General features: G+C 63.4%; 18 protein-coding genes. 15 read left to right on the top strand and 3 right to left on the bottom strand.

Features of this window, described 5'->3' with window-relative positions; translation table 11 throughout:
* Positions 1-56 precede the first annotated feature (56 nt).
* From ACWGXF_RS03815 to pyk, 4 genes are all read left to right on the top strand, one after another.
* Complete coding sequence (locus ACWGXF_RS03815; protein WP_256629113.1) at positions 57-884, top strand: sulfite exporter TauE/SafE family protein; 828 nt, start codon at positions 57-59, stop codon at positions 882-884.
* A 58-nt stretch (positions 885-942) separates the two neighbouring features.
* Complete coding sequence (locus tag ACWGXF_RS03810) at positions 943-2,325, top strand: aminopeptidase P N-terminal domain-containing protein (RefSeq protein WP_256629112.1); 1,383 nt, start codon at positions 943-945, stop codon at positions 2,323-2,325.
* A gap of 22 nt (positions 2,326-2,347) precedes the next feature.
* Positions 2,348-3,127 carry a CPBP family intramembrane metalloprotease gene (locus ACWGXF_RS03805; protein WP_012840250.1) on the top strand — a complete coding sequence of 260 codons (780 nt, stop codon included), beginning with the start codon at positions 2,348-2,350 and terminating at the stop codon, positions 3,125-3,127.
* 310 nt (positions 3,128-3,437) lie between these two features.
* Complete coding sequence (gene pyk, locus ACWGXF_RS03800; RefSeq protein WP_004340286.1) at positions 3,438-4,874, top strand: pyruvate kinase; 1,437 nt, start codon at positions 3,438-3,440, stop codon at positions 4,872-4,874.
* A 157-nt stretch (positions 4,875-5,031) separates the two neighbouring features.
* On the opposite strand, the gene ACWGXF_RS03795 is transcribed toward pyk, so the two are convergent.
* The 3 genes from ACWGXF_RS03795 to ACWGXF_RS03785 are packed head-to-tail and all read right to left on the bottom strand — an operon-like array spanning position 5,032 to position 7,027.
* A complete protein-coding gene (locus tag ACWGXF_RS03795; RefSeq protein ID WP_012840249.1) occupies positions 5,032-5,607 on the bottom strand; it encodes a phosphatase PAP2 family protein in 576 nt (191 codons plus the stop codon).
* A gap of 26 nt (positions 5,608-5,633) precedes the next feature.
* The gene (locus ACWGXF_RS03790; protein WP_054074325.1) at positions 5,634-6,389 is read right to left on the bottom strand and encodes a phosphatase PAP2 family protein; all 756 of its coding nucleotides are present in this window, start codon (positions 6,387-6,389) and stop codon (positions 5,634-5,636) included.
* A 47-nt stretch (positions 6,390-6,436) separates the two neighbouring features.
* Positions 6,437-7,027 (bottom strand): phosphatase PAP2 family protein, encoded by a 591-nt coding sequence (locus ACWGXF_RS03785; RefSeq protein ID WP_256629108.1) that lies wholly within the window; start codon positions 7,025-7,027, stop codon positions 6,437-6,439.
* Positions 7,028-7,182: 155 nt separating this feature from the next.
* Between ACWGXF_RS03785 and ACWGXF_RS03780 the strand changes: the two genes are divergently transcribed.
* The 11 genes from ACWGXF_RS03780 (at position 7,183) to ACWGXF_RS03730 (ending at position 18,801) form a co-directional block, all read left to right on the top strand.
* On the top strand, positions 7,183-7,878 hold the full coding sequence (locus tag ACWGXF_RS03780) for a response regulator transcription factor (protein WP_004340295.1): 696 nt from the start codon (positions 7,183-7,185) through the stop codon (positions 7,876-7,878).
* Between the two features lie 5 nt (positions 7,879-7,883).
* Positions 7,884-9,233, top strand: a complete 1,350-nt coding sequence (locus tag ACWGXF_RS03775; protein WP_039050380.1) for a two-component sensor histidine kinase — start codon at positions 7,884-7,886, stop codon at positions 9,231-9,233.
* A 130-nt stretch (positions 9,234-9,363) separates the two neighbouring features.
* A complete protein-coding gene (fba, locus tag ACWGXF_RS03770; RefSeq protein WP_004340312.1) occupies positions 9,364-10,428 on the top strand; it encodes a class II fructose-bisphosphate aldolase in 1,065 nt (354 codons plus the stop codon).
* 213 nt (positions 10,429-10,641) lie between these two features.
* Positions 10,642-12,318 (top strand): long-chain-fatty-acid--CoA ligase, encoded by a 1,677-nt coding sequence (locus tag ACWGXF_RS03765; RefSeq protein WP_012840246.1) that lies wholly within the window; start codon positions 10,642-10,644, stop codon positions 12,316-12,318.
* 259 nt (positions 12,319-12,577) lie between these two features.
* Positions 12,578-13,111, top strand: coding sequence for a cupin domain-containing protein (locus ACWGXF_RS03760; RefSeq protein WP_003072476.1), 534 nt, complete (start codon positions 12,578-12,580; stop codon positions 13,109-13,111).
* A gap of 8 nt (positions 13,112-13,119) precedes the next feature.
* Complete coding sequence (locus ACWGXF_RS03755; protein ID WP_039050302.1) at positions 13,120-13,998, top strand: alpha/beta fold hydrolase; 879 nt, start codon at positions 13,120-13,122, stop codon at positions 13,996-13,998.
* Between the two features lie 5 nt (positions 13,999-14,003).
* The gene (locus ACWGXF_RS03750) at positions 14,004-14,810 is read left to right on the top strand and encodes an IclR family transcriptional regulator (RefSeq protein ID WP_004340321.1); all 807 of its coding nucleotides are present in this window, start codon (positions 14,004-14,006) and stop codon (positions 14,808-14,810) included.
* A gap of 42 nt (positions 14,811-14,852) precedes the next feature.
* Positions 14,853-15,653, top strand: a complete 801-nt coding sequence (locus ACWGXF_RS03745; RefSeq protein WP_256629102.1) for an aspartate dehydrogenase — start codon at positions 14,853-14,855, stop codon at positions 15,651-15,653.
* Positions 15,654-15,845: 192 nt separating this feature from the next.
* Positions 15,846-16,832 (top strand): Bug family tripartite tricarboxylate transporter substrate binding protein, encoded by a 987-nt coding sequence (locus tag ACWGXF_RS03740; protein WP_012840242.1) that lies wholly within the window; start codon positions 15,846-15,848, stop codon positions 16,830-16,832.
* A gap of 119 nt (positions 16,833-16,951) precedes the next feature.
* The gene (locus ACWGXF_RS03735) at positions 16,952-17,710 is read left to right on the top strand and encodes a 5'-methylthioadenosine/adenosylhomocysteine nucleosidase (protein WP_054074331.1); all 759 of its coding nucleotides are present in this window, start codon (positions 16,952-16,954) and stop codon (positions 17,708-17,710) included.
* A 314-nt stretch (positions 17,711-18,024) separates the two neighbouring features.
* Entirely contained in the window at positions 18,025-18,801 is a 777-nt protein-coding gene (locus ACWGXF_RS03730; protein WP_039050300.1) for an SDR family oxidoreductase, read from the top strand.
* Positions 18,802-18,805: the final 4 nt, after the last annotated feature.

Raw genomic sequence — 18,805 nt, 5'->3', positions numbered from 1 at the left:
TGGCGCAACCGGATGCAAATCCACAGTTCCTCTTGTGGCCGTCATCGGGTGAGTGCATGCAAATCGTTTTCTTCATGGCTCTGGTGGGGCTGGCCGCGTTCTGCCAGAACCTCACGGGCTTCGCGTTCGGGCTGATCTTTGTGGGCGTCGCAGGCGCCACGGGCCTGATGAATATTGCCGATGCGGCCAATGTGGCCTGTCTGTTGTCCATTATCAACGGCGTCAGCTATATGCGCGCCTACCGCTTCGAGCCGGACTGGGCCATGCTCAAGCCCATGCTCATCAGCAGCGTGCTGGGTGTGGTCGGCGGGGTGCTGCTGCTGCACTGGCTCAGCGGCAATACGCTCAACGGCCTGCGCATGCTGCTGGGCCTGGTGATCGTGCTGTGCGCCATGCTGCTGCTGATGCAGAAGAAGGCGTTGGACCAGCCATCCGGCCCTGTCTCCATGTGGGTGGCCGGCGTGTCGTCGGGGCTGCTCGGTGGTTTGTTTGCCACGCCCGGCCCGCCCATGGTCTATCACCTCTATCGTCAGCCGCTGGATCGCATGCTGGTGCGCCACTGCCTGTTTGCCATGTTTGTTTCCTGTTCCTTGCTGCGCGCTGCCATGGTGGCTGTGGAGGGGCAGCTGAACTGGGCGGTCATGGGCTGGACGGCACTGGCCTTTCCTGTCGTCACGGGCGTGACCTGGTGGAGTGCCAGACATCCGCCCGCCTGGCCCAAAAGGCTTGTGGAATGGCTGGTCTGCGGCCTGCTGATCCTGTCTGGGGCAAGCCTGCTCTGGTCGGGCTGGCGCGCGAGCCAGCCCGAGGCCCTGGTGCCCGGTGATGCGATGGCGCTGCTGGCCGCCGGGATTCAGACCGGCACAAGGGTAGGAGCGCAATAGCTGACATCCGCAGATGTAAGCTGATGTACAGATACCCGGCCAGCATTACGATATGCCCATGACTTCTGTATATGCCCAACGCCGCGCACGCTTGGCCGCCCAGTTGGGCGACGGCGGTGTCGCCATCATTCCCACGGCCCCCGAGCTGCATCGCAACCGCGATACCGAGTATCTGTATCGCCACGACAGCTACTTCTACTACCTCACGGGCTTTAGCGAGCCCAATGCCTGTCTGGTGCTGACCAGCGACGGCAAAAGCGTGCTGTTCTGCCAGCCCAAGGATCTGGAGCGCGAGGTCTGGACCGGCTATCGCCTGGGCCCCGAGGCGGCCAAGACCAAGCTGGGCATGGCTCAGGCCTTCTCCAGCGATGAAATCAATTCCCGCCTGCCGCGCCTGCTGGAAAACCGTGAGCGCGTCTGGTTCCCCTTTGCCACCCACAAGGGCCTGGCCGAACAGGTCGAAGGCTGGCTCAGCCAGGTGCGCGCCCGCTCGCGCTTTGGCGTGCTCTGTCCCACACAGCAGGGCGATGCCTGTGCGCTGCTGGACGAGATGCGTCTGGTCAAGGACCTGCATGAGCAGGACATCATGCGCCGAGCCGCGCAGATCAGTGCCCAGGCCCATGTGCGTGCCATGCAGCGCTCGGCCCGCATGATCCGCAATGGCGAGGAGGTGCGCGAATACCATCTGGACGCCGAGCTGCTGCACGAATTCCGCCAGCATGGCTCGCAGTACGTGGCCTACGGCTCCATCGTGGCAGCCGGTGCCAATGCCTGCGTGCTGCACTATCAGGCCGACAAGGCGCCGGTGCGCGCGGGCGAGCTGGTGCTGATCGACGCGGGCTGTGAACTGGATGGTTATGCCAGTGACATCACGCGCACCTTCCCGGCCGACGGCAAGTTCAGCGGGGCGCAGCGTGCGCTGTACGACCTGGTGCTGGCCAGCCAGGAAGCGGCGATCGCCGTCACCAGGGCCGGCAATCGCTTCAACGACCCGCATGACGCCACCGTCGCCGTGCTGGCCCAGGGCATGCTGGACCTGGGACTGCTGGACCGTACCAAGTACGGTACGGCCGAGGATGTGATCGAGTCGCGTGCCTACTTCCAGTTCTACATGCACCGCACCGGCCACTGGCTGGGCATGGATGTGCATGACTGTGGCAGCTATGTGGAACCCAGCGAGCTGGGCGTGGTCAGCGAGCGCAAGGACCCGATCTCGGGCGAAACCATTGCCAATCGCCCCAGCCGCATCCTGCGCCCCGGCATGGTCACGACGGTAGAGCCGGGCATCTATGTGCGTCCTGCACCCGGCGTGCCCGAGCAGTTCCACAACATCGGTATCCGCATCGAGGACGATGCCATCGTCACCGAGACCGGCTGCGAGCTCATCACCCGCGGCGTGCCGGTCAAGGCCGACGAGATCGAAGCGTTGATGCGTGACTGAGAGGCCTGAGCCAGGGTTCAACATGCCGCAGACCTTTGCCCACCTGTCTCATCGCGCTGCGGCCAGGCCACAGTCTGCCGCGCGCATGGGCTTGCTGCTTTGGTTGCTGGGTTTGCCAGGCGTGGTGGCGCTGGCCTGGACGACGCCGCCGGCCTGGCTGGCCGCTCTGGCCAGTGGCGGCTCCGACATTGTGGTCGGCTGGGCCGCGACGGCGGGGCTGAGCGTCCTGCTGGCGCTGAGCGTGGGCCTCGGGGTCCGGCTGGGCCCGAGGCTGGGCTTGAGCGCACCATTGATTCATGCCGTGGCCGAGGGGCGCATGCCCTGGCGCGGCGTGCGCGTGCTGAGCCTGCCCGGCGTGGCGGGCGGCGTGATCGGTGCCGCCTGGCTGGTGACGTTGGCCGTGGTCTGGCCCGAAAGCATGTCTTTTGTGGACCCGGCCTACGGCCTGCCGCTATGGCCCAAGCTGCTCTACGGCGCGATTACCGAAGAGTTGCTATTGCGTCTTGGCATGCTGACCGGCGTGATGTGGATGTTGTGGAAGGCCTTCGGCAGCCCCAGGCAGCGCCCGGACTGGCGGCTGGGCTGGGCGGCGATTGCATTGGCTGCCTTGCTGTCCGGCTGCATTCCGGTATTTCTGGGCTGGACCGTGGTCGGCGAGCTTCCGGTGCCGGTCGTACTGCAGCTGTTGGTGTGTGAAAGCGTCTACGGGTTGCTGGCGGGCATCATGTTCTGGCGCTACGGACTCGAGGCCGCCATGCTCACGCATGTGGTGACCTATCTGCTCTCGCACGGGCTGATCTGAGGCCGGCACATTTGAACCTGCCGGGCAAAACTGTTTCGACGCGGTCTTTGATGCGCTGCAGCAGGCACGCCGATTCGGGCGCGAGTTTCGCTCTTATGCTTCTGAATCAGTAGCTGCAAGCGCTTGAAATATAAACATTTCATGCTCGATGTGGCCTGAGTTCAATAATGGACATGCGCAGGCAGCTACTGTTTTTGTGGTCCTGTGGCTGGCTTGTCGGGTGCGGCAGCAGCGTGCAAGATGCAGTCATGTAACCGCATTCGTGCCAGAATTGAAACCCGATTACATTCCATCGCGAGAGAGACATTTCATGCAAGTGAGTCGTGCTACCAAGATCGTCGCCACACTGGGCCCCGCTTCCAGCGATCCGCAACTGCTTGAACAAATGGTGCGCGAAGGCGTGAACGTCGTGCGCCTGAACTTCAGCCATGGCAAGGCGCAGGACCATATCGACCGTGCCACCATGGTACGCGAGGCTGCCCAGCGTGCAGGCCGCGAAGTGGCCATCATGGCCGACCTGCAGGGTCCCAAGATCCGCGTCGGCAAGTTTGCCGAGGGCAAGGTCATGCTCGAGCCTGGCGAGCGCTTCGTGCTCGATGCATCGCGCACCGAACTGGGCGACATCAACGGCGTGGGCCTTGATTACAAGGAGCTGCCCCGTGACGTGAAGGCCGGCGATGTGCTGCTGCTCAACGACGGCCTGATCGTGCTGACCGTGGACGCAGTGCGCGGTGAAGAGGTACACACCGTCGTCAAGCTGGGTGGCGAGCTGTCCAACAACAAGGGCATCAACAAGCAAGGTGGCGGCCTGACGGCTCCCGCACTGACCGCCAAGGACATGGAAGACATCAAGACCGCGATGTCCTTCCAGGCCGACTACGTGGCCGTGAGCTTCCCCAAGAACGCCACCGACATGGAAATGGCGCGCCAGCTGTGCAATGTGGCCGCTGCCCAGTACGGCCACAAGCCCGGCCTGATCGCCAAGATCGAGCGTGCCGAGGCCATTCCGCGCCTGGAAGAGATTCTCAAGGTCTCCGACGGCATCATGGTTGCCCGTGGCGATCTGGCCGTGGAAGTGGGCAATGCCGCCGTGCCCGCGCTGCAAAAGAAGATGATCCGCATGGCGCGTGACATGGACAAGGTGGTGATCACCGCGACCCAGATGATGGAGTCCATGATCACCAACCCCGTGCCCACCCGTGCCGAAGTGAGCGACGTGGCCAATGCCGTGCTGGACGGCACCGATGCCGTGATGCTGAGCGCCGAAACCGCTGCCGGCAAGTACCCGCTGGAAACAGTGCGTGAAATGGCCGCCATTTGCGCCGCTGCGGAAGCGGCCGAAGACCGCGTCAAGGATGCCGACTTCAGCAACAGCCAGTTCAAGCGTACCGACCAGGCGATCGCCATCGGCGCGCTGTTCACCGCTCATCATTTGGGTGCCAAGGCCATCGTGGCGCTGACGGACTCCGGCTCGACAGCGCTGTGGATGAGCCGTCATCGCATCCATATTCCCATCTACGCTCTGACACCCAAGCTGGCCACGCAGCGCAAGATGGCGCTGTACCGCAACGTGCGCCCGCTGCTGATGGACACCAGCGCCGAGCGCGACATGGCGCTGGACCAGGCCAAGGGCCATTTGCTGGCCCGCGGCATCGTGCAGTCCGGCGATGTCTACGCCATCACCTGCGGCGAGCCCATGGGCCAGCCCGGTGGTACCAATATGCTCAAGATCTGCAGGGTGGAGTGAGCCCCCTGAGCGGCTATGCCGCTTCCCCCCGAGGGGGACGGCATCTTCGCTGCGAGGCGGCTCTTGCTCGATGCCTCTGACTTGAAGCATGCCTCATCAAAAAAGCTGCCAGTGCTTATGAATAAAGCGCTGGCAGCTTTTGTTTTTGTAGCGTGCTTCAGGCGATCTGGGGTTGCAGGCGGCGCTTGAGCTGTTTGCGGCGCTGCGCTTGTTTGAGCTGCAATGCGCTGCGCCAGACGAGTACCGCGCTGACGGTACCGACCAGCATGCCGGCCAGAATATCCGAAGGGAAATGCACGCCGAGCACCACGCGGCTCAGTGCCACGCTGGTGGCGAGAAGCCATGCGACAACAACCAGCCAGCGCTGGTGTCTTCCCACGCCCAGGTTGATGCCCTGAGCCAGGGCAAAGGCGCCGGCGGCGTGCATGCTGGGAAAGCTGGCGCTGGCACCATGTGCTATCCACTGCATGCCCATTCCCAGCTGCGCCGGCCTGGGCATGGGCAGGCCCCAGCGAATCAGACGGCAGGTCACCCAGGCACATGCCATGGACAGCAAGGCCAGTTGCAGGCTGCGCCGCCAGCCCTTGCCAAGCGCCAGCATGGCGGCAATCACGGGCAGGGCGCACAGGCCGGGCAACCAGTTGGAGGCGAAGCGCGAGGCCTGAATCCACCACAGCGGGCTCTGGGTGTTGGCATTCAGAAAGTGAAATACGGGGGCATCGAAAAGCAGCATGAATGACCTTTGCGTGTGTGCTGAGCTCAGTCCTGGGCAAGCAGCTCGTCGGGGGAAAGGGCTGCATCCGCCGGTACCTGATGCGCCAGGCGGCGGGTGGTCAGCAGATCGCAAAACCAGCTTGCCGTCCAGCACAGCCAGGCGGTCCACAGCGTGTGGCTCATGAAGTGGGCACCGCGCATCTGCTGCGCCAGGCCCAGGGCAAAACCCGCAAGCAGAGCCGCGACAAGCCACAGGCGCGCTGCGCGCGGCAGGTCGTGGCGCAGCGCGAAGTAGCCGCTGATGAAGGCAAAGCCCGCCGAGGCGTGACCGGCAGGAAAGCAGTGGCCGCCGCCGCCATCTATGACACCCCAGGCCCAGTGCGAGACATAGTGGCCTACACCGCCGAAGTCGGCGAGGTCCCAGGGGCAGCTGGTCACGCTGATGCGTTTCATCAGCGCCATGATGATGAGCGAGACCAGTGCGCCCACCACCAGTTGTATCCGGCGTGGGTAAGACACTTTTCGCATCCAGCCGATAGGCCACCAAATCATCAGGCTCAGCCCCATGACGATGGCCCAGGCCAGTTTGCGCGCACCTTCATGGGCAATGTTGACCATGAACCAGTCGTTCTGCAGGGCAAAGCCCTGGCTGCTGCCAAACCAGTGCGCCATGGGCATGTCCAGGCTGCTCATGTCCCAGGCCAGCACGCAGCTCAGGGCAATGACAGTCCAGCTCAGCAGGGCTGGAGCGGAGGCTTGGCGAAGAGGCGGGAGGGGGAGCGAGGGGGCGGACGACTTCATGGCCGCCACGATAGAAAGCGCTTCTTAACAAGCGCTTAAGAGCAGGCTCAGCCCTGGGCCGCCCATGTGCTGCGCAGGCGCTTGAGATGCGGCACGATGCGCAGATGACGGCGACGGCGCAGCTGGAAGGCAATATGCCAGACGATGAGCGCGCCGCTGATGCCTACCAGCGCGCCGGCCATCAGATCGGACGCAAAGTGCACCCCCAGATGGACGCGGCTCCAGGCGATGCCGATGGCGGCTATCCAGGCCAGCCAGACCAGCGGTTTGCGGTGGCGGGTTGCGCCCAGGCTGAGGGCCATGGCCAGGGCAAAGGCTCCGCTGGCATGAAGGCTGGGAAAGCCGGCACGTCCGCCATGCTGAATCCATAGCGTGCCCAGATTGAGCTGGAACGGGCGCGGAGCCGGGAAGCCCCAGCGTATGAGTCTGGCGATCAGCCAGGCCGTGGCCATGGACAGCAGCAGCATCAACATGGTGCGGCGTGTTGCCGGTGAGCCGAACACCAGGGCGCTGAGGACAAGAATGCCGCTGAGATTGGGCAACCAGGCCGAGAGTGCACGTGCCAGCTGGATGCTGAACCAGTGCGTCTGGACATCGGCATTGAACAGCGCAAACAGAAATGGATCGAAGAAGAACATGAAGGCGCTGCGGCAGATTGCGGCAATGGAGGGTGGCAGATGTTAAAGCGAAATGCTGGCTTGCGGATGTCAAGCCCATGCGCGATCAGGGGAGGTGGGTGTCGGCGTTGACCAGCCAGTTGAGCGGATTGCGAATTGCCGCGCACAATGCGTGCATGCGAATTCTGGTGGTCGAAGACAACGAAGGCATTGCAGCAGGGCTGCGAACCAATCTCATGCAGCGCGGCTATGCGGTGGACGTGTGCGCCAGCGTGGCCGAGGCCTGGCATGCCCTGAGTGCCGAGCGCTTCGATGCCGTGTTGCTGGACCTGGGTCTGCCCGACGGTGATGGCAGCGAGGTCGTGCGCCGCCTGCGCCTGCAGACAGGACGGCCCGGTGTGCCGCAACTGCCCGATCCGGCCACGCCGGTGTTGATCCTCACGGCACGCGATCAGGTGCAGGACCGGGTCGCGGGGCTCAATCTGGGGGCCGATGACTATCTGGTCAAACCCTTTGACATGGACGAACTCGAGGCCCGCCTGCGCGCCATGATGCGCCGCGCGGCCGGTCAGGCATCGCCGGTGATCCGCCATGCGGATCTGGAGGTGGACCCGGCTGCCCGCACCATCCGGCAGGCGGGGCAGAAGGTGGAGGTTTCACCGCGCGAATTTGCCGTGCTCTGGGCCTTGTTGCTTGCGCGCGGGCGGGTGCTGTCGCGCCCGCAAATCGAGGAGCATCTCTACAGCTGGGGCGATACGGTGGAGAGCAATGCCGTGGAGGTCTATGTCCACCATCTTCGCAAGAAGCTGGGCCAGAAGATCATTGTGACCATGCGCGGCGTGGGCTACTTCATGCCGCAGGAGCAGGAGTGAAGGCCATGCCGCAAACCGGCATGCGCCGCAGCTCGCTACAGCTGAATCTGCTGGCCTGGATGTTGGGCGCGCTGGCGCTGGTCTGGGGCAGCTTCGTCATCTGGGGCTACCAGACCGGAGTGCACGAGGCCGATGAGCTGACCGACGGACACCTGGCAGGAGTGGCTGCGCTGACCTTGAACTGGCATGTGCAGGACGATGTGCCGGTCGGACAGACCACGGCTGTCCAGCCGCCTGCAGGCCTGCACGCCCACGACTATCAGGAGTCGCTGAGCGTGGTGCTCTGGAATGCGCAAGGACTGCTGATCTCGCGCACCGGACAGGCGCCTTTGCCGGATTTCGACATCGAGCAGGGCTTTGCCACGATTGGGGCGGATGAACGCAAGGCCTGGCGCAGTTATACCCAGTGGAGCCACGACAAAACCGCCAAGGTCACGGTGATGATCGACCTGGCCGAGCGCGACAGTCTGGCCGACGATATCGCCATGCAGATGATAGAACCGGGTTTCTGGCTGCTGCCGGTGATCGTGATTGCGCTGGGTGTGGCCATGCGCCGCGGCATGCGTCCTCTCAATCAGCTCACGCAACGCGTGGAGGCGCTGGATCTGGGTCGTGACCAGCGCCTCTCCGATGCCCATGTGCCGCGCGAGCTCTCGCCCATGGTCAGCTCGATCAACACCTTGCTCGACCGCCAGCAGGAGGCATTGGAGCGCGAGCGCAATCTGGCCAATGAAGTGGCCCATGAGCTGCGCACGCCACTGGCCTCCATCGCTTTGCAGGCCCAGGCGCTGAAGTCGGAGGGGCAGACCGATACCGCTGTCATGCAGGCCGCGCTGCAGCGCATCGGCCGGGACGCCCTGCATGCCGGCCATGTGCTCGATCAGTTGCTGACCCTGGCCCGGGCTGGACGCGGCATGCTGGATGCCCCTTTGCAGACCGTGAACTGGGCCGATGTGGTGCGCAATGTGGCGGCGGCGCAGGCCCAGCATGCATGGCAGCGTGAAGACATGATCTCCGTGGAGGCCCCGCAGGAGCTGCCGGTGCGCGGCAATGCGCTGCTGCTCGATTCGGCACTGCGCAATCTGGTGGAAAACGCCGTGCGCCACACGCCGATAGGCACGCAGATCGAGGTGCAGGCCGGCCTTGACAGCGTCCAGGAACGGGCCTGGGTGCAGGTCTGCGATGACGGCCGACGTGATGCCGCACCGGACCATGTGCCGCCCGTGGACAGCCTGCATCTGGGCCATGAAATCGTCAGCCGTGTCATGCAGGCCCATGGCGGGCGCTTCATGGTGGCCGAGGCGCCGCAAGGCTTCACCACCTGCTATCGCATGGAATTACCGCTAGCCGGTTAAAATACCCGGTTACTAAGCGGTTACCGAAGCGTGGCCGCTGGTCTTTCCCCGGGCCACAGCTGTCGTGCGGCGCACTGCAGTGATTCATCGCCGGGGGCGTTGCCTCTCAAAACTTTGAACGGAACCCACCATGCCTTTGATCTCGATGCGCGAAATGCTGGACCATGCTGCTGAAAACGGCTATGGCATCCCCGCCTTCAACGTGAACAACCTGGAGCAGGTCCAGGCCGTGATGTCGGCGGCTGACGAAGTCGGCGCGCCCGTGATCCTGCAGGCCAGCGCCGGTGCCCGCAAGTACGCCGGTGAGCCCTTCATCAAGCACCTGATCCAGGCGGCTGCCGAGATGTATCCCCACATCCCCCTGGTGATGCACCAGGACCACGGCACCACGCCTGAAGTCTGCCAGGGCGCGCTGAACCTGGGCTTCGGCTCGGTGATGATGGACGGCTCGCTGATGAGCGACGGCAAGACCCCTTCGTCCTTCGACTACAACGTGGACGTGACCCAGAAGGTGGTGGCCATGGCCCACCAGATCGGCGCCACCGTGGAAGGCGAGCTGGGCTGCCTGGGCAACCTGGAAACCGGCGAAGCCGGCGAAGAAGACGGCATCGGTGCCGAGGGCAAGCTGGACCACAGCCAGATGCTGACCGACCCCGAAGAAGCCGCCGTGTTCGTCAAGGCCACCCAGCTGGACGCACTGGCGATCGCCATCGGCACCAGCCACGGCGCCTACAAGTTCAGCCGCAAGCCCACAGGCGACATCCTGGCGATCTCGCGCGTCAAGGAAATTCACGCCCGCATTCCCAACACCCATCTGGTGATGCATGGTTCCTCCTCCGTGCCCCAGGAACTGCTGGCCATCATCAACCAGTACGGCGGCAAGATGAAGGAAACCTACGGCGTGCCCGTGGAAGAGATCCAGGAAGCCATCAAGTACGGCGTGCGCAAGATCAATATCGACACCGACATCCGTCTGGCGATGACCGGCGCCGTGCGCAAGTTCCTGGCCGAGAACCCCGACAAGTTCGACGCCCGCGAATGGCTCAAGCCTGCCCGCGAAGCGGCCAAGCAAGTCTGCAAGGCCCGCTACATCGAGTTCGGCTGCGAAGGCCAGGGCGCCAAGATCAAGGGTTACAGCCTGGAGCAAATGGCCAAGAAGTACGCTGCCGGCGATCTGGCCCAGCTGGTCAAGTAAACTCAGGTTTGATAGCTGTCAGCGCTTTACCAGTAAGCGCTGGAGGCTGAAAACACTCAAAGCCCGCGGCCTGGTGCCTGCGGGCTTTTTTCATGGGTTTTGACTTCTGTTACCAAGGTGACCCGGCTTGTTTCCTAGGGTTACTACAGTATCGAACGACCGTGCTTTTTATCACAATGGCCGGATCAGACGATAAGACACGGAGACAGAAGAATGAGTGACCGTCCTTGGCTGAATGCATATCCAGAGGGAGTTCCTGCGGACATCGATGCGTCCCAGTATCCATCGCTGGTGGCCTTGATGGAAGAGGCATTTGCCAAGCATGCCGACAAGGTGGCCTATTCCTTCATGGGCAAGGAGCTGACCTTCGCCCAGGTCGATGCGCAGAGCAAGCTCTTTGCCGCCTATCTGCAAAGCCTGGGGCTGCAGCGCGGCGACCGCGTGGCGCTGATGATGCCCAATATTCCCCAGTACCCGGTGGCCGTGGCCGGGGTGCTGCGTGCCGGCTATGTGCTGGTCAACGTCAACCCGCTCTACACGGCACGCGAGCTCGAGCATCAGCTCAAGGATTCGGGTGCCAAGGCCATCGTCATCATCGAGAACTTCGCCAAGACCCTGCAGGACGGCATGCATGGCAGCGCCGTGCAGCACATCGTGCTCTGTGCCATGGGCGACGAGTTGGGGCTTTTGAAGGGCATGCTGGTCAATTACGTGGTGCGCTCCGTCAAGAAGCTGGTGCCGCCCTTCAGCCTGCCCGGTGCCGTGCGCTTCAAGGATGCACTGGCCAAGGGGCGTGGTGCGTCCTTGAACGCACCGGTGCTCAAGGCAGACGACATGGCTCTGCTGCAATACACGGGCGGCACCACGGGAGTGAGCAAGGGGGCTGTGCTGCTGCACAGGAACATCATCGCCAACGTGCTGCAGTCCGAAGCCTGGAACGAGCCCGCCATGAAGAAGGTGCCGGCCGGCGAACAGCCCACCAGCATCTGCGCGCTGCCGCTCTATCACATCTTCGCGTTCACGGTGAACATGATGCTGGCCATGCGTACCGGCGGCAAGACCGTGCTGATCCCCAATCCGCGCGATCTCAAGGCCACGCTCAAGGAGCTGTCCAGACATCGTTTTCACAGCTTTCCGGCCGTCAACACCTTGTTCAACGGACTGGCCAACCACCCCGACTTCGGCACCGTGGATTGGAGCCATCTCAAGGTCTCGGTGGGCGGCGGCATGGCCGTGCAGAGTGCCGTGGCCGAGCTGTGGCTCAAGAAGACCGGCTGCCCCATCTGTGAGGGTTACGGCCTCTCGGAGACCAGCCCCTCGGTGACCTGCAACCCGGTCACGGCCACGGCTTACTCGGGCACCATAGGCGTGCCCCTGCCCAGCACCTATGTGAAGCTGGTCGGCAGCGACGGCCAGGACGTGAGCGAGCCGGGTCTGCCCGGTGAAGTCGCCGTGCTGGGCCCTCAGGTCATGGCCGGTTACTGGCAGCGCCCCGACGAGACCGCCAAGGTCATGACGGCCGATGGCTACTTCCTCACCGGCGACATCGGCACCATGGACGAGCGCGGCTTTGTGAAGATCGTGGATCGCAAGAAAGACATGGTCATCGTCAGCGGCTTCAATGTCTACCCCAACGAGGTCGAGGACGTGGTCTCCAACTGCCCCGGCGTGCTGGAGTGCGCGGTGGTCGGCGTACCCGACGAAAAGTCCGGCGAGGCCATCAAGCTCGTCGTCGTCAAAAAAGACCCGGCATTGACGGAGCAGGCCATCCGCGACTACTGCCATGCCAATCTGACTGGCTACAAGCGTCCGCGCCACATCGTCTTTCGCACCGATCTGCCAAAGACTCCCGTGGGCAAGATCCTGCGCAGGGAGCTGCGCGACGCCTGAGAGTTTTTCATCTTGTCCTTCAAGGCGAGTTCACAGGAGCGCTTGGCGCTCCTTTTTTTATGCCCGTTTTCAGGCCCGTGCCTGTGTGGGCGGGGCAAAACGCCACACCGATACCTGTCTCCACCGCAGCAACAAGGAAATGTGCTTGTTGATATCGGGCAAGTCTTCTTATAATTGTTTCGCTAAATGAACCTGGTTTTATTAGTAAAACAAAAAGCAGGTCGCTTTTTGTGTTCACCAACGGTTTCAGGAGAGACATATGAGCGAGATCGCACAAGACAACAGCGCCCGTACTTGGGATCGCCCCGAAGGCTCCAGCTTTGAAGACTGGATGAGCACACGCATTGCGCGCTTTGCCACGCGCAAGTACGACTTCGATGCCCTGAAGTTCCAGGCCGACTTTGATCCCAAATACCGCCGCGGCCAGATGCGTTACATCGGCACGGGCGGCACGGGCGTGGCCTCCGACAGCAACACCATTCCGTCGGAAAACTTCACCTTCTCCACCATGGTGATTCCCGCCGGCCATGAAGGCCCTTCGCATCTGCACACCGATGTGGAAGAAGTGTTCTTCGTGATGCGCGGCAAGCTCAAGCTGGTGCTGGAAAAGGACGGCGAGCGTTTCGAGACCATCCTGACCGATCGCGATGTGGTTTCGGTGCCGCCCGGCGTGTACCGCGAAGAGATCAATGTCGGTGATGAAGATGCGCTGATGTGCGTGATGCTGGGCGCCAAAAAGCCTGTCACCCCGACCTATCCGCCCGAGCACCCTCTGGCCAAGATCAAGCGCTGAGCTTTGTCATGCACGAGGATTTGCTGTCGCTGAAACAACAGCTGCTGCAGACCGGTTTTCCCGAGCGGCTGGTGAAGCTTCCGCAGAAGGCCCAGGTCGCCTGGCGCGAGGCTGGCGACGCCAGCTCCGATTTTGCGGTGGTGCTGCTGCATGGCATCAGCTCCGGGGCTGCATCCTGGCTGGATGTGGCGCTGCAGCTGGGTGACAAGGCGCGCGTTCTGGCCTGGGATGCACCTGGCTATGGCGTGTCGACGCCGCTGGCCCAATCGGCGCCTGCCGATGCCGACTATGCGCAGGTGCTGGCCCAGTCACTGCTGGTGCTCGGTGTGCGGCGCTGCATCCTGGTCGGCCATTCCCTGGGCGCCCTGATGGCGGCCAGGCTGGCAGTCACGGCGGCCCCCGGGCTGGTCGAGCAACTGGTGCTCATCAGCCCGGCGGGCGGCTACGGCGCCCCAGCCAAGGCCGAGCAGCAGGCCAAGGTACGCGAGGGCCGCCTGGCGGCTCTGGCCGAGAAGGGCGTCGCCGGTCTGGCGGCCGTCATCGATCAGCGCCTGGTGTCCTCCGAGGCTCCTGAATCCGTGCGTGCATGGGTGCGCTGGAATACGGCGCGCATGCAGCCGCAGGGCTATGCGCAGGCGGTCGAGCTGCTTTGCGGCAGCGATCTGGCACAGGCACGGGGCAGACTTGGCATGCCGGTCGAGGTTTGGGTCGGCGAGCACGATGTGGTGACTACACCTGCAGCTTGCAAGTCCTGGTCCGAACTGCTGGGCGCGCACTACGGTACGCTTGCGGCTGCCGGTCATGCTTCACCCGTGGAACAACCAATGGAGGTCGCGCATAGGCTGGCATCTTTGTTGAACCAAAGCTATTGCCCCAATACCAGCTGATTGCTATGAGCGAAACCTCCGAGATTTCAACCAACGAACAAGACCGTTACACCGTGCCCGCTCTGGACCGAGGACTGCGCCTGCTGGCCTGCTTTGGCCCGGCGCAACCGGTCTGGAGCGCACCCGAGCTGGCGCGCAGCCTCGAGCTGCCGCGCTCCACGGTGTTTCGCATGTTGACCACGCTTGAAAACTCGGGGTATCTGCAGCGCAGCGGCACCGAATACCGGCTCGGTCTGGCCGTGCTGCGCCTGGGCTATGACTACCTGTCCACCCAGCCGCTGGCGCAACTGGCCGAGCCTGTGCTGCAGGCCTTGTGCGATGAGCTGGGCATGACCAGCAATCTTGCATTGCGCGACGGCACTTCCGTGGTCTATGTGGCACGCGTCACTCCGTCCGGAGCATTCCAGGGCGCTGTGCGCGTGGGTTCGCGTCTGCCGGCGCATGCGACGGTGCTGGGACGAGCCCTGTTGCATGACATGGACGGCGCGCAGCTGCGCTCGGTGTTTGGTGGCGAGGAACTGCCCCAGTTCTCCGAGAGCACGCCGCGCAATATCGACGAGCTGCTGCGCCTGCTGGCCGAGGATCGCGAGCGTGGCTATGCCATGGGCGAGGGCTTTTACGAGCCTGGCGTTTCGAGTATTGCAGCGCCGGTGCGCGCCGCAGACGGGCGGGTGGTTGCGGGGTTGGCCATGGCCATTCCGTTTACCGAGCTGGGGCCCGAAAAAACCCAGCTCTGGGTGCAGAAGGTGCAGCAGGCGGCAGAGACTCTGTCCGCTCATTTGCGCCAGCAGCACCCGGACCATTTGCGCTGACCCCGATCACGCCGGGCCAGCGCATTTTTCAGGAGGCTAGAGATGAAAAATATTGCTTTGATTGGCTGCGGCGCGATTGGCTCCAGTGTGCTGGAGCTTTTGAGCGGAGATACCCGGTTGCAGGTGGGCTGGGTACTGGTTCCCGAGATCACGCCAGCCGTGCGCGAGACGGCTGCCCGCCTGGCGCCACAGGCGCAGCTGCTGCAGGCCCTGCCCGGCGATGCGGTGCCGGATCTTCTCGTGGAATGCGCGGGTCATGCAGCCATCGAGGAGCATGTGCTGCCGGCGCTTGCGCGTGGTATTCCTGCGGTCATCGCATCCATAGGCGCCTTGAGCGCACCGGGCATGGCCGATCGCGTACAGACTGCGGCCGAGACCGGCAAGACGCAGGCCCAGCTGTTGTCGGGCGCCATCGGCGGCATTGATGCCCTGGCTGCGGCGCGTGTCGGCGGCCTGGAGACGGTGCTCTATACGGGCCGCAAGCCGCCCAAGGCATGGAGCGGCACCCCGGCCGAGCAGGTCTGCGATCTGGACGGCCTGACCGAGGCCTTCTGCATTTTCGAGGGCTCGGCGCGCGAGGCCGCACAGCTCTATCCCAAGAATGCGAATGTGGCGGCCACCTTGTCGCTGGCCGGACTGGGGCTGGACAAGACCATGGTGCGTTTGTTTGCCGATCCTGGCGTTCAGGAGAACGTGCACCAGGTCGAGGCGCGGGGTGCTTTCGGCGCCATGGAACTGACCATGCGCGGCAAGCCTCTGGCGGCCAATCCCAAGACCTCGGCGCTGACCGTGTACAGCGTGGTGCGCGCCGTGCTCAACAACGTGGCGCCGCTGGCCATCTGATCCGGCGTCAGGCCATTGGCGTCATGCACACCGTTGGCTCTGGCACCCCTCTTGCTTGTTGTTGCAAGCCTGTAAGCAGACCTTCCCACTTCAGCATGGTGTCACGCCTGTGCGAATTTTTCCTTGCGTATCGTCAAACAGGGTGCGCATCGAACATCGGCCGGCTTGACACCTCCACCCTCTGGAACCCTCATGCAACGCTCCGACTTTCTCAAATCCTGCCTGGCGCTGGCCAGCGTCCTGGCCCTGCCCGTCGCCCATGCGGCGACTGCCGCCGAACAACTGTCCAGCGGTCAGTTCACCATCATTGCGCCGTTCCCCGCCGGCGGAGCGGTGGACATCCTGTCCCGCATCCTGGCCACGGGCCTGACTGAGGAGTACAAGCAGGCCTCCATCGTCGACAACCGCCCCGGTGCCAACGGCAATATCGGCATCGACATGGTCAAGCGCGCCAAGCCCGATGGCCATACGCTGCTGGTCGTGCCTCAGGGCAATCTGACCATCAATCCCACGCTGATGCCCAAGCTGCCCTACAACGTGTTCGGCGACTTCGTGCCCGTGGCCTCCATGGGGCGTGCGGCCAATGTCATCGTCGTCAATCCCCAGGTACCGGCCAAGACCATCCAGGAGCTGGTGGCACTGTCCAAGTCCAAGCCCAACTCCATCAGCTACGCCTCGCCCGGCGTGGGCTCCAGCCTGCACCTGGCTGGCGAGTTGTTCAAGGACAAGTCGGGTGCCGACATCATGCACGTGGCCTACAAGGGCTCGGGGCAGGGCCTGAACGATGCCCTGGGCGGTACCATCCCCATGCTGATCGCCAACATGCCCACCGTGCTGCCCCATGTGCAGTCGGGCAAGCTGCGCGCCCTGGCCGTGACCGATGCCACGCGCTCGAGCTTCCTGCCCAATGTGCCGACACTGGCCGAGGCCGGTGTTCCGGGTATTGCCGTTTCGTCCTGGTATGGCGTGCTGGCTCCGAAGAACACACCGCCCGAAGTGGTCAAGCAGCTGGCCGAGGACATCGACAAGGTCATGAAGACCCAGGCCGCGCAGAACCAGCTCAAGGCCCAGGGCATGACCCCCTGGGTGGTCAAGGGCGATGCCTTTGGCGAGCTGATCCGCAAGGAGACTGCACTGTGGGCGCCCGTGGTCAAGAGCCACAATATCGTGGCGCAGTAAACCGTCATGCTCTAATCGCGCCTCTTGCGCTTCCCACAAAAGCGGCCCAGTGCCGCTTTTGTGCTTTCTTTTGTGCTTTCACCAGGGCCTAGAGGCCCATGTTCGGAGTATCCCCATCCATGACGCTTGCCATTCTCAGCGCTCTTGCCGAAGAACAACACGGCCTGGTCGACGCCATGCAGGACATGCAGTGCCTGCGCCATGCCGGGCGCGACTTCTGGCTGGGCCGGCTGCACGGGCATGAGGTGGTGTGTGCGCTGTCGGGCATAGGCAAGGTGGCTGCCGCCACCACCACCGCCGCGCTGATCGAGCGCTTTGGCGTGCGCGGCATTCTGTTCACCGGAGTGGCCGGCGGCATCGGCGCGGACGTGAACGTGGGCGATGTGGTGATCGCGCGGAGTTTTTTACAGCATGACATGGATGCCTCGCCGATCTTTCCGCGCTGGCAGTTGCCCGGCTACGGCTGCAGCACCCTGGCCTGCGACGAGGCGGCGACGGATCGACTGGTGCAGGCCGCCGACTCGGCGCTGCGCTCGGGCATCGTGGCCTCGTATGCTTCGGCCCGCGTCCATGAGGGCCTGATTGCCAGCGGCGATCAGTTTGTCAGCTCGCGCCAGGCCAGCGCACAGCTCAGAGCCGATCTGGAGGCCGCCGGCCATGCCGTGCTGGCCGTGGAGATGGAGGGCGCTGCCGTGGCCCAGACCTGCCTGGATTACGGCACGCCGTTTACCGCAATGCGCACCATCTCGGACCGGGCGGACGACAGCGCCCATGTGGATTTTTCGGATTTCGTGCGCACCGTGGCAAGCCGCTACGCGCAACGCGTGGTGCTGGATTTTCTGCGCCTGACGCCCGTGAAGAAGCAGGCTGTTTGCTAATCTTTTGATAGCTGTAAGCGATTGATAAATATGAGTTTTAAGGTGTTTTAAGCCTGAAATTATTCATTGATGTTCGCTATAAGCTATTGATATTGATGACTTCGATCCAGCCTGCCGACAACTGCAGACTGGATACCTTCTGTTGCCCCGTTTTCCTTTCAACCGCGCTTGTCGCGGTTTTTTTACGCCCGTATGTCGCTGTGGTGTGCTGACTACGGGTTTTTCCGGGTATTGACTCAAAAGAAGCTCACTAAACTGCAGTCTTGTTTCAAGAAAAAAGTGTCATTTCATATTTGAAACAAACAAGGTTTAAGATGACCCTCAACACCATGCCTTCCACCGGTCAGCTCGCTGGGCGCCGGATCCTTGTGACCGGCGCTGCCCGCGGCCTGGGTTTTGCTTTTGCTCAGACGCTGTGCCAACAGGGGGCACAGCTCGTCTTGGCCGATCTGCGTGCCGAATTGCTGAGCGAAGCCGTAGCCAGGCTGCGCGCCATGGGTTTCGAGGCTCATGGCATCGCCTTTGATGCGAGCAACCCGGCCTCCATAGAACAGTGCGCACAGCAGGCCGTGCAGACCCTCGGCGGCCTCGACGGTCTGGTCAACAACGCGGCCGTGACGGACTCCGGCGGCAAGGGCATGGACGACATCGCCCTGGAAAAGTGGGATCAGGTGATGAACGTCAATGTGCGTGGTGTCTGGCTGATGACCCGTGCCTGCCGTGCGGCGCTCAAGGACAGCGGGCGCGGCGCCATCGTCAACCTGGCCTCCGACACTGCCATGTGGGGCGCTCCCAACCTGATGGCCTATGTGGCCAGCAAGGGCGCCGTGATGGCCATGACGCGCTCCATGGCGCGCGAGCTGGGCGTGGATGCCATCACCATCAATGCCGTGGCTCCGGGTCTGGTGCTGGTCGAGGCCACCGAGTACGTGCCCGAGCATCGCCACCGCCTCTACATCGACCAGCGCGCGCTGCAGCGCGAGCAGGGCCCCGAGGACGTCTCGGGTGCCGTGTCCTATCTGCTGTCGGACGGCGCGCGCTTCGTGACGGGCCAGGTGCTGCCCGTCAACGGCGGCTTCGTCATGAACTGAGCAC

This window comes from Comamonas sp. HJ-2 (assembly GCF_053615495.1).
This window is presented reverse-complemented; position numbering and strand designations above follow the sequence as displayed.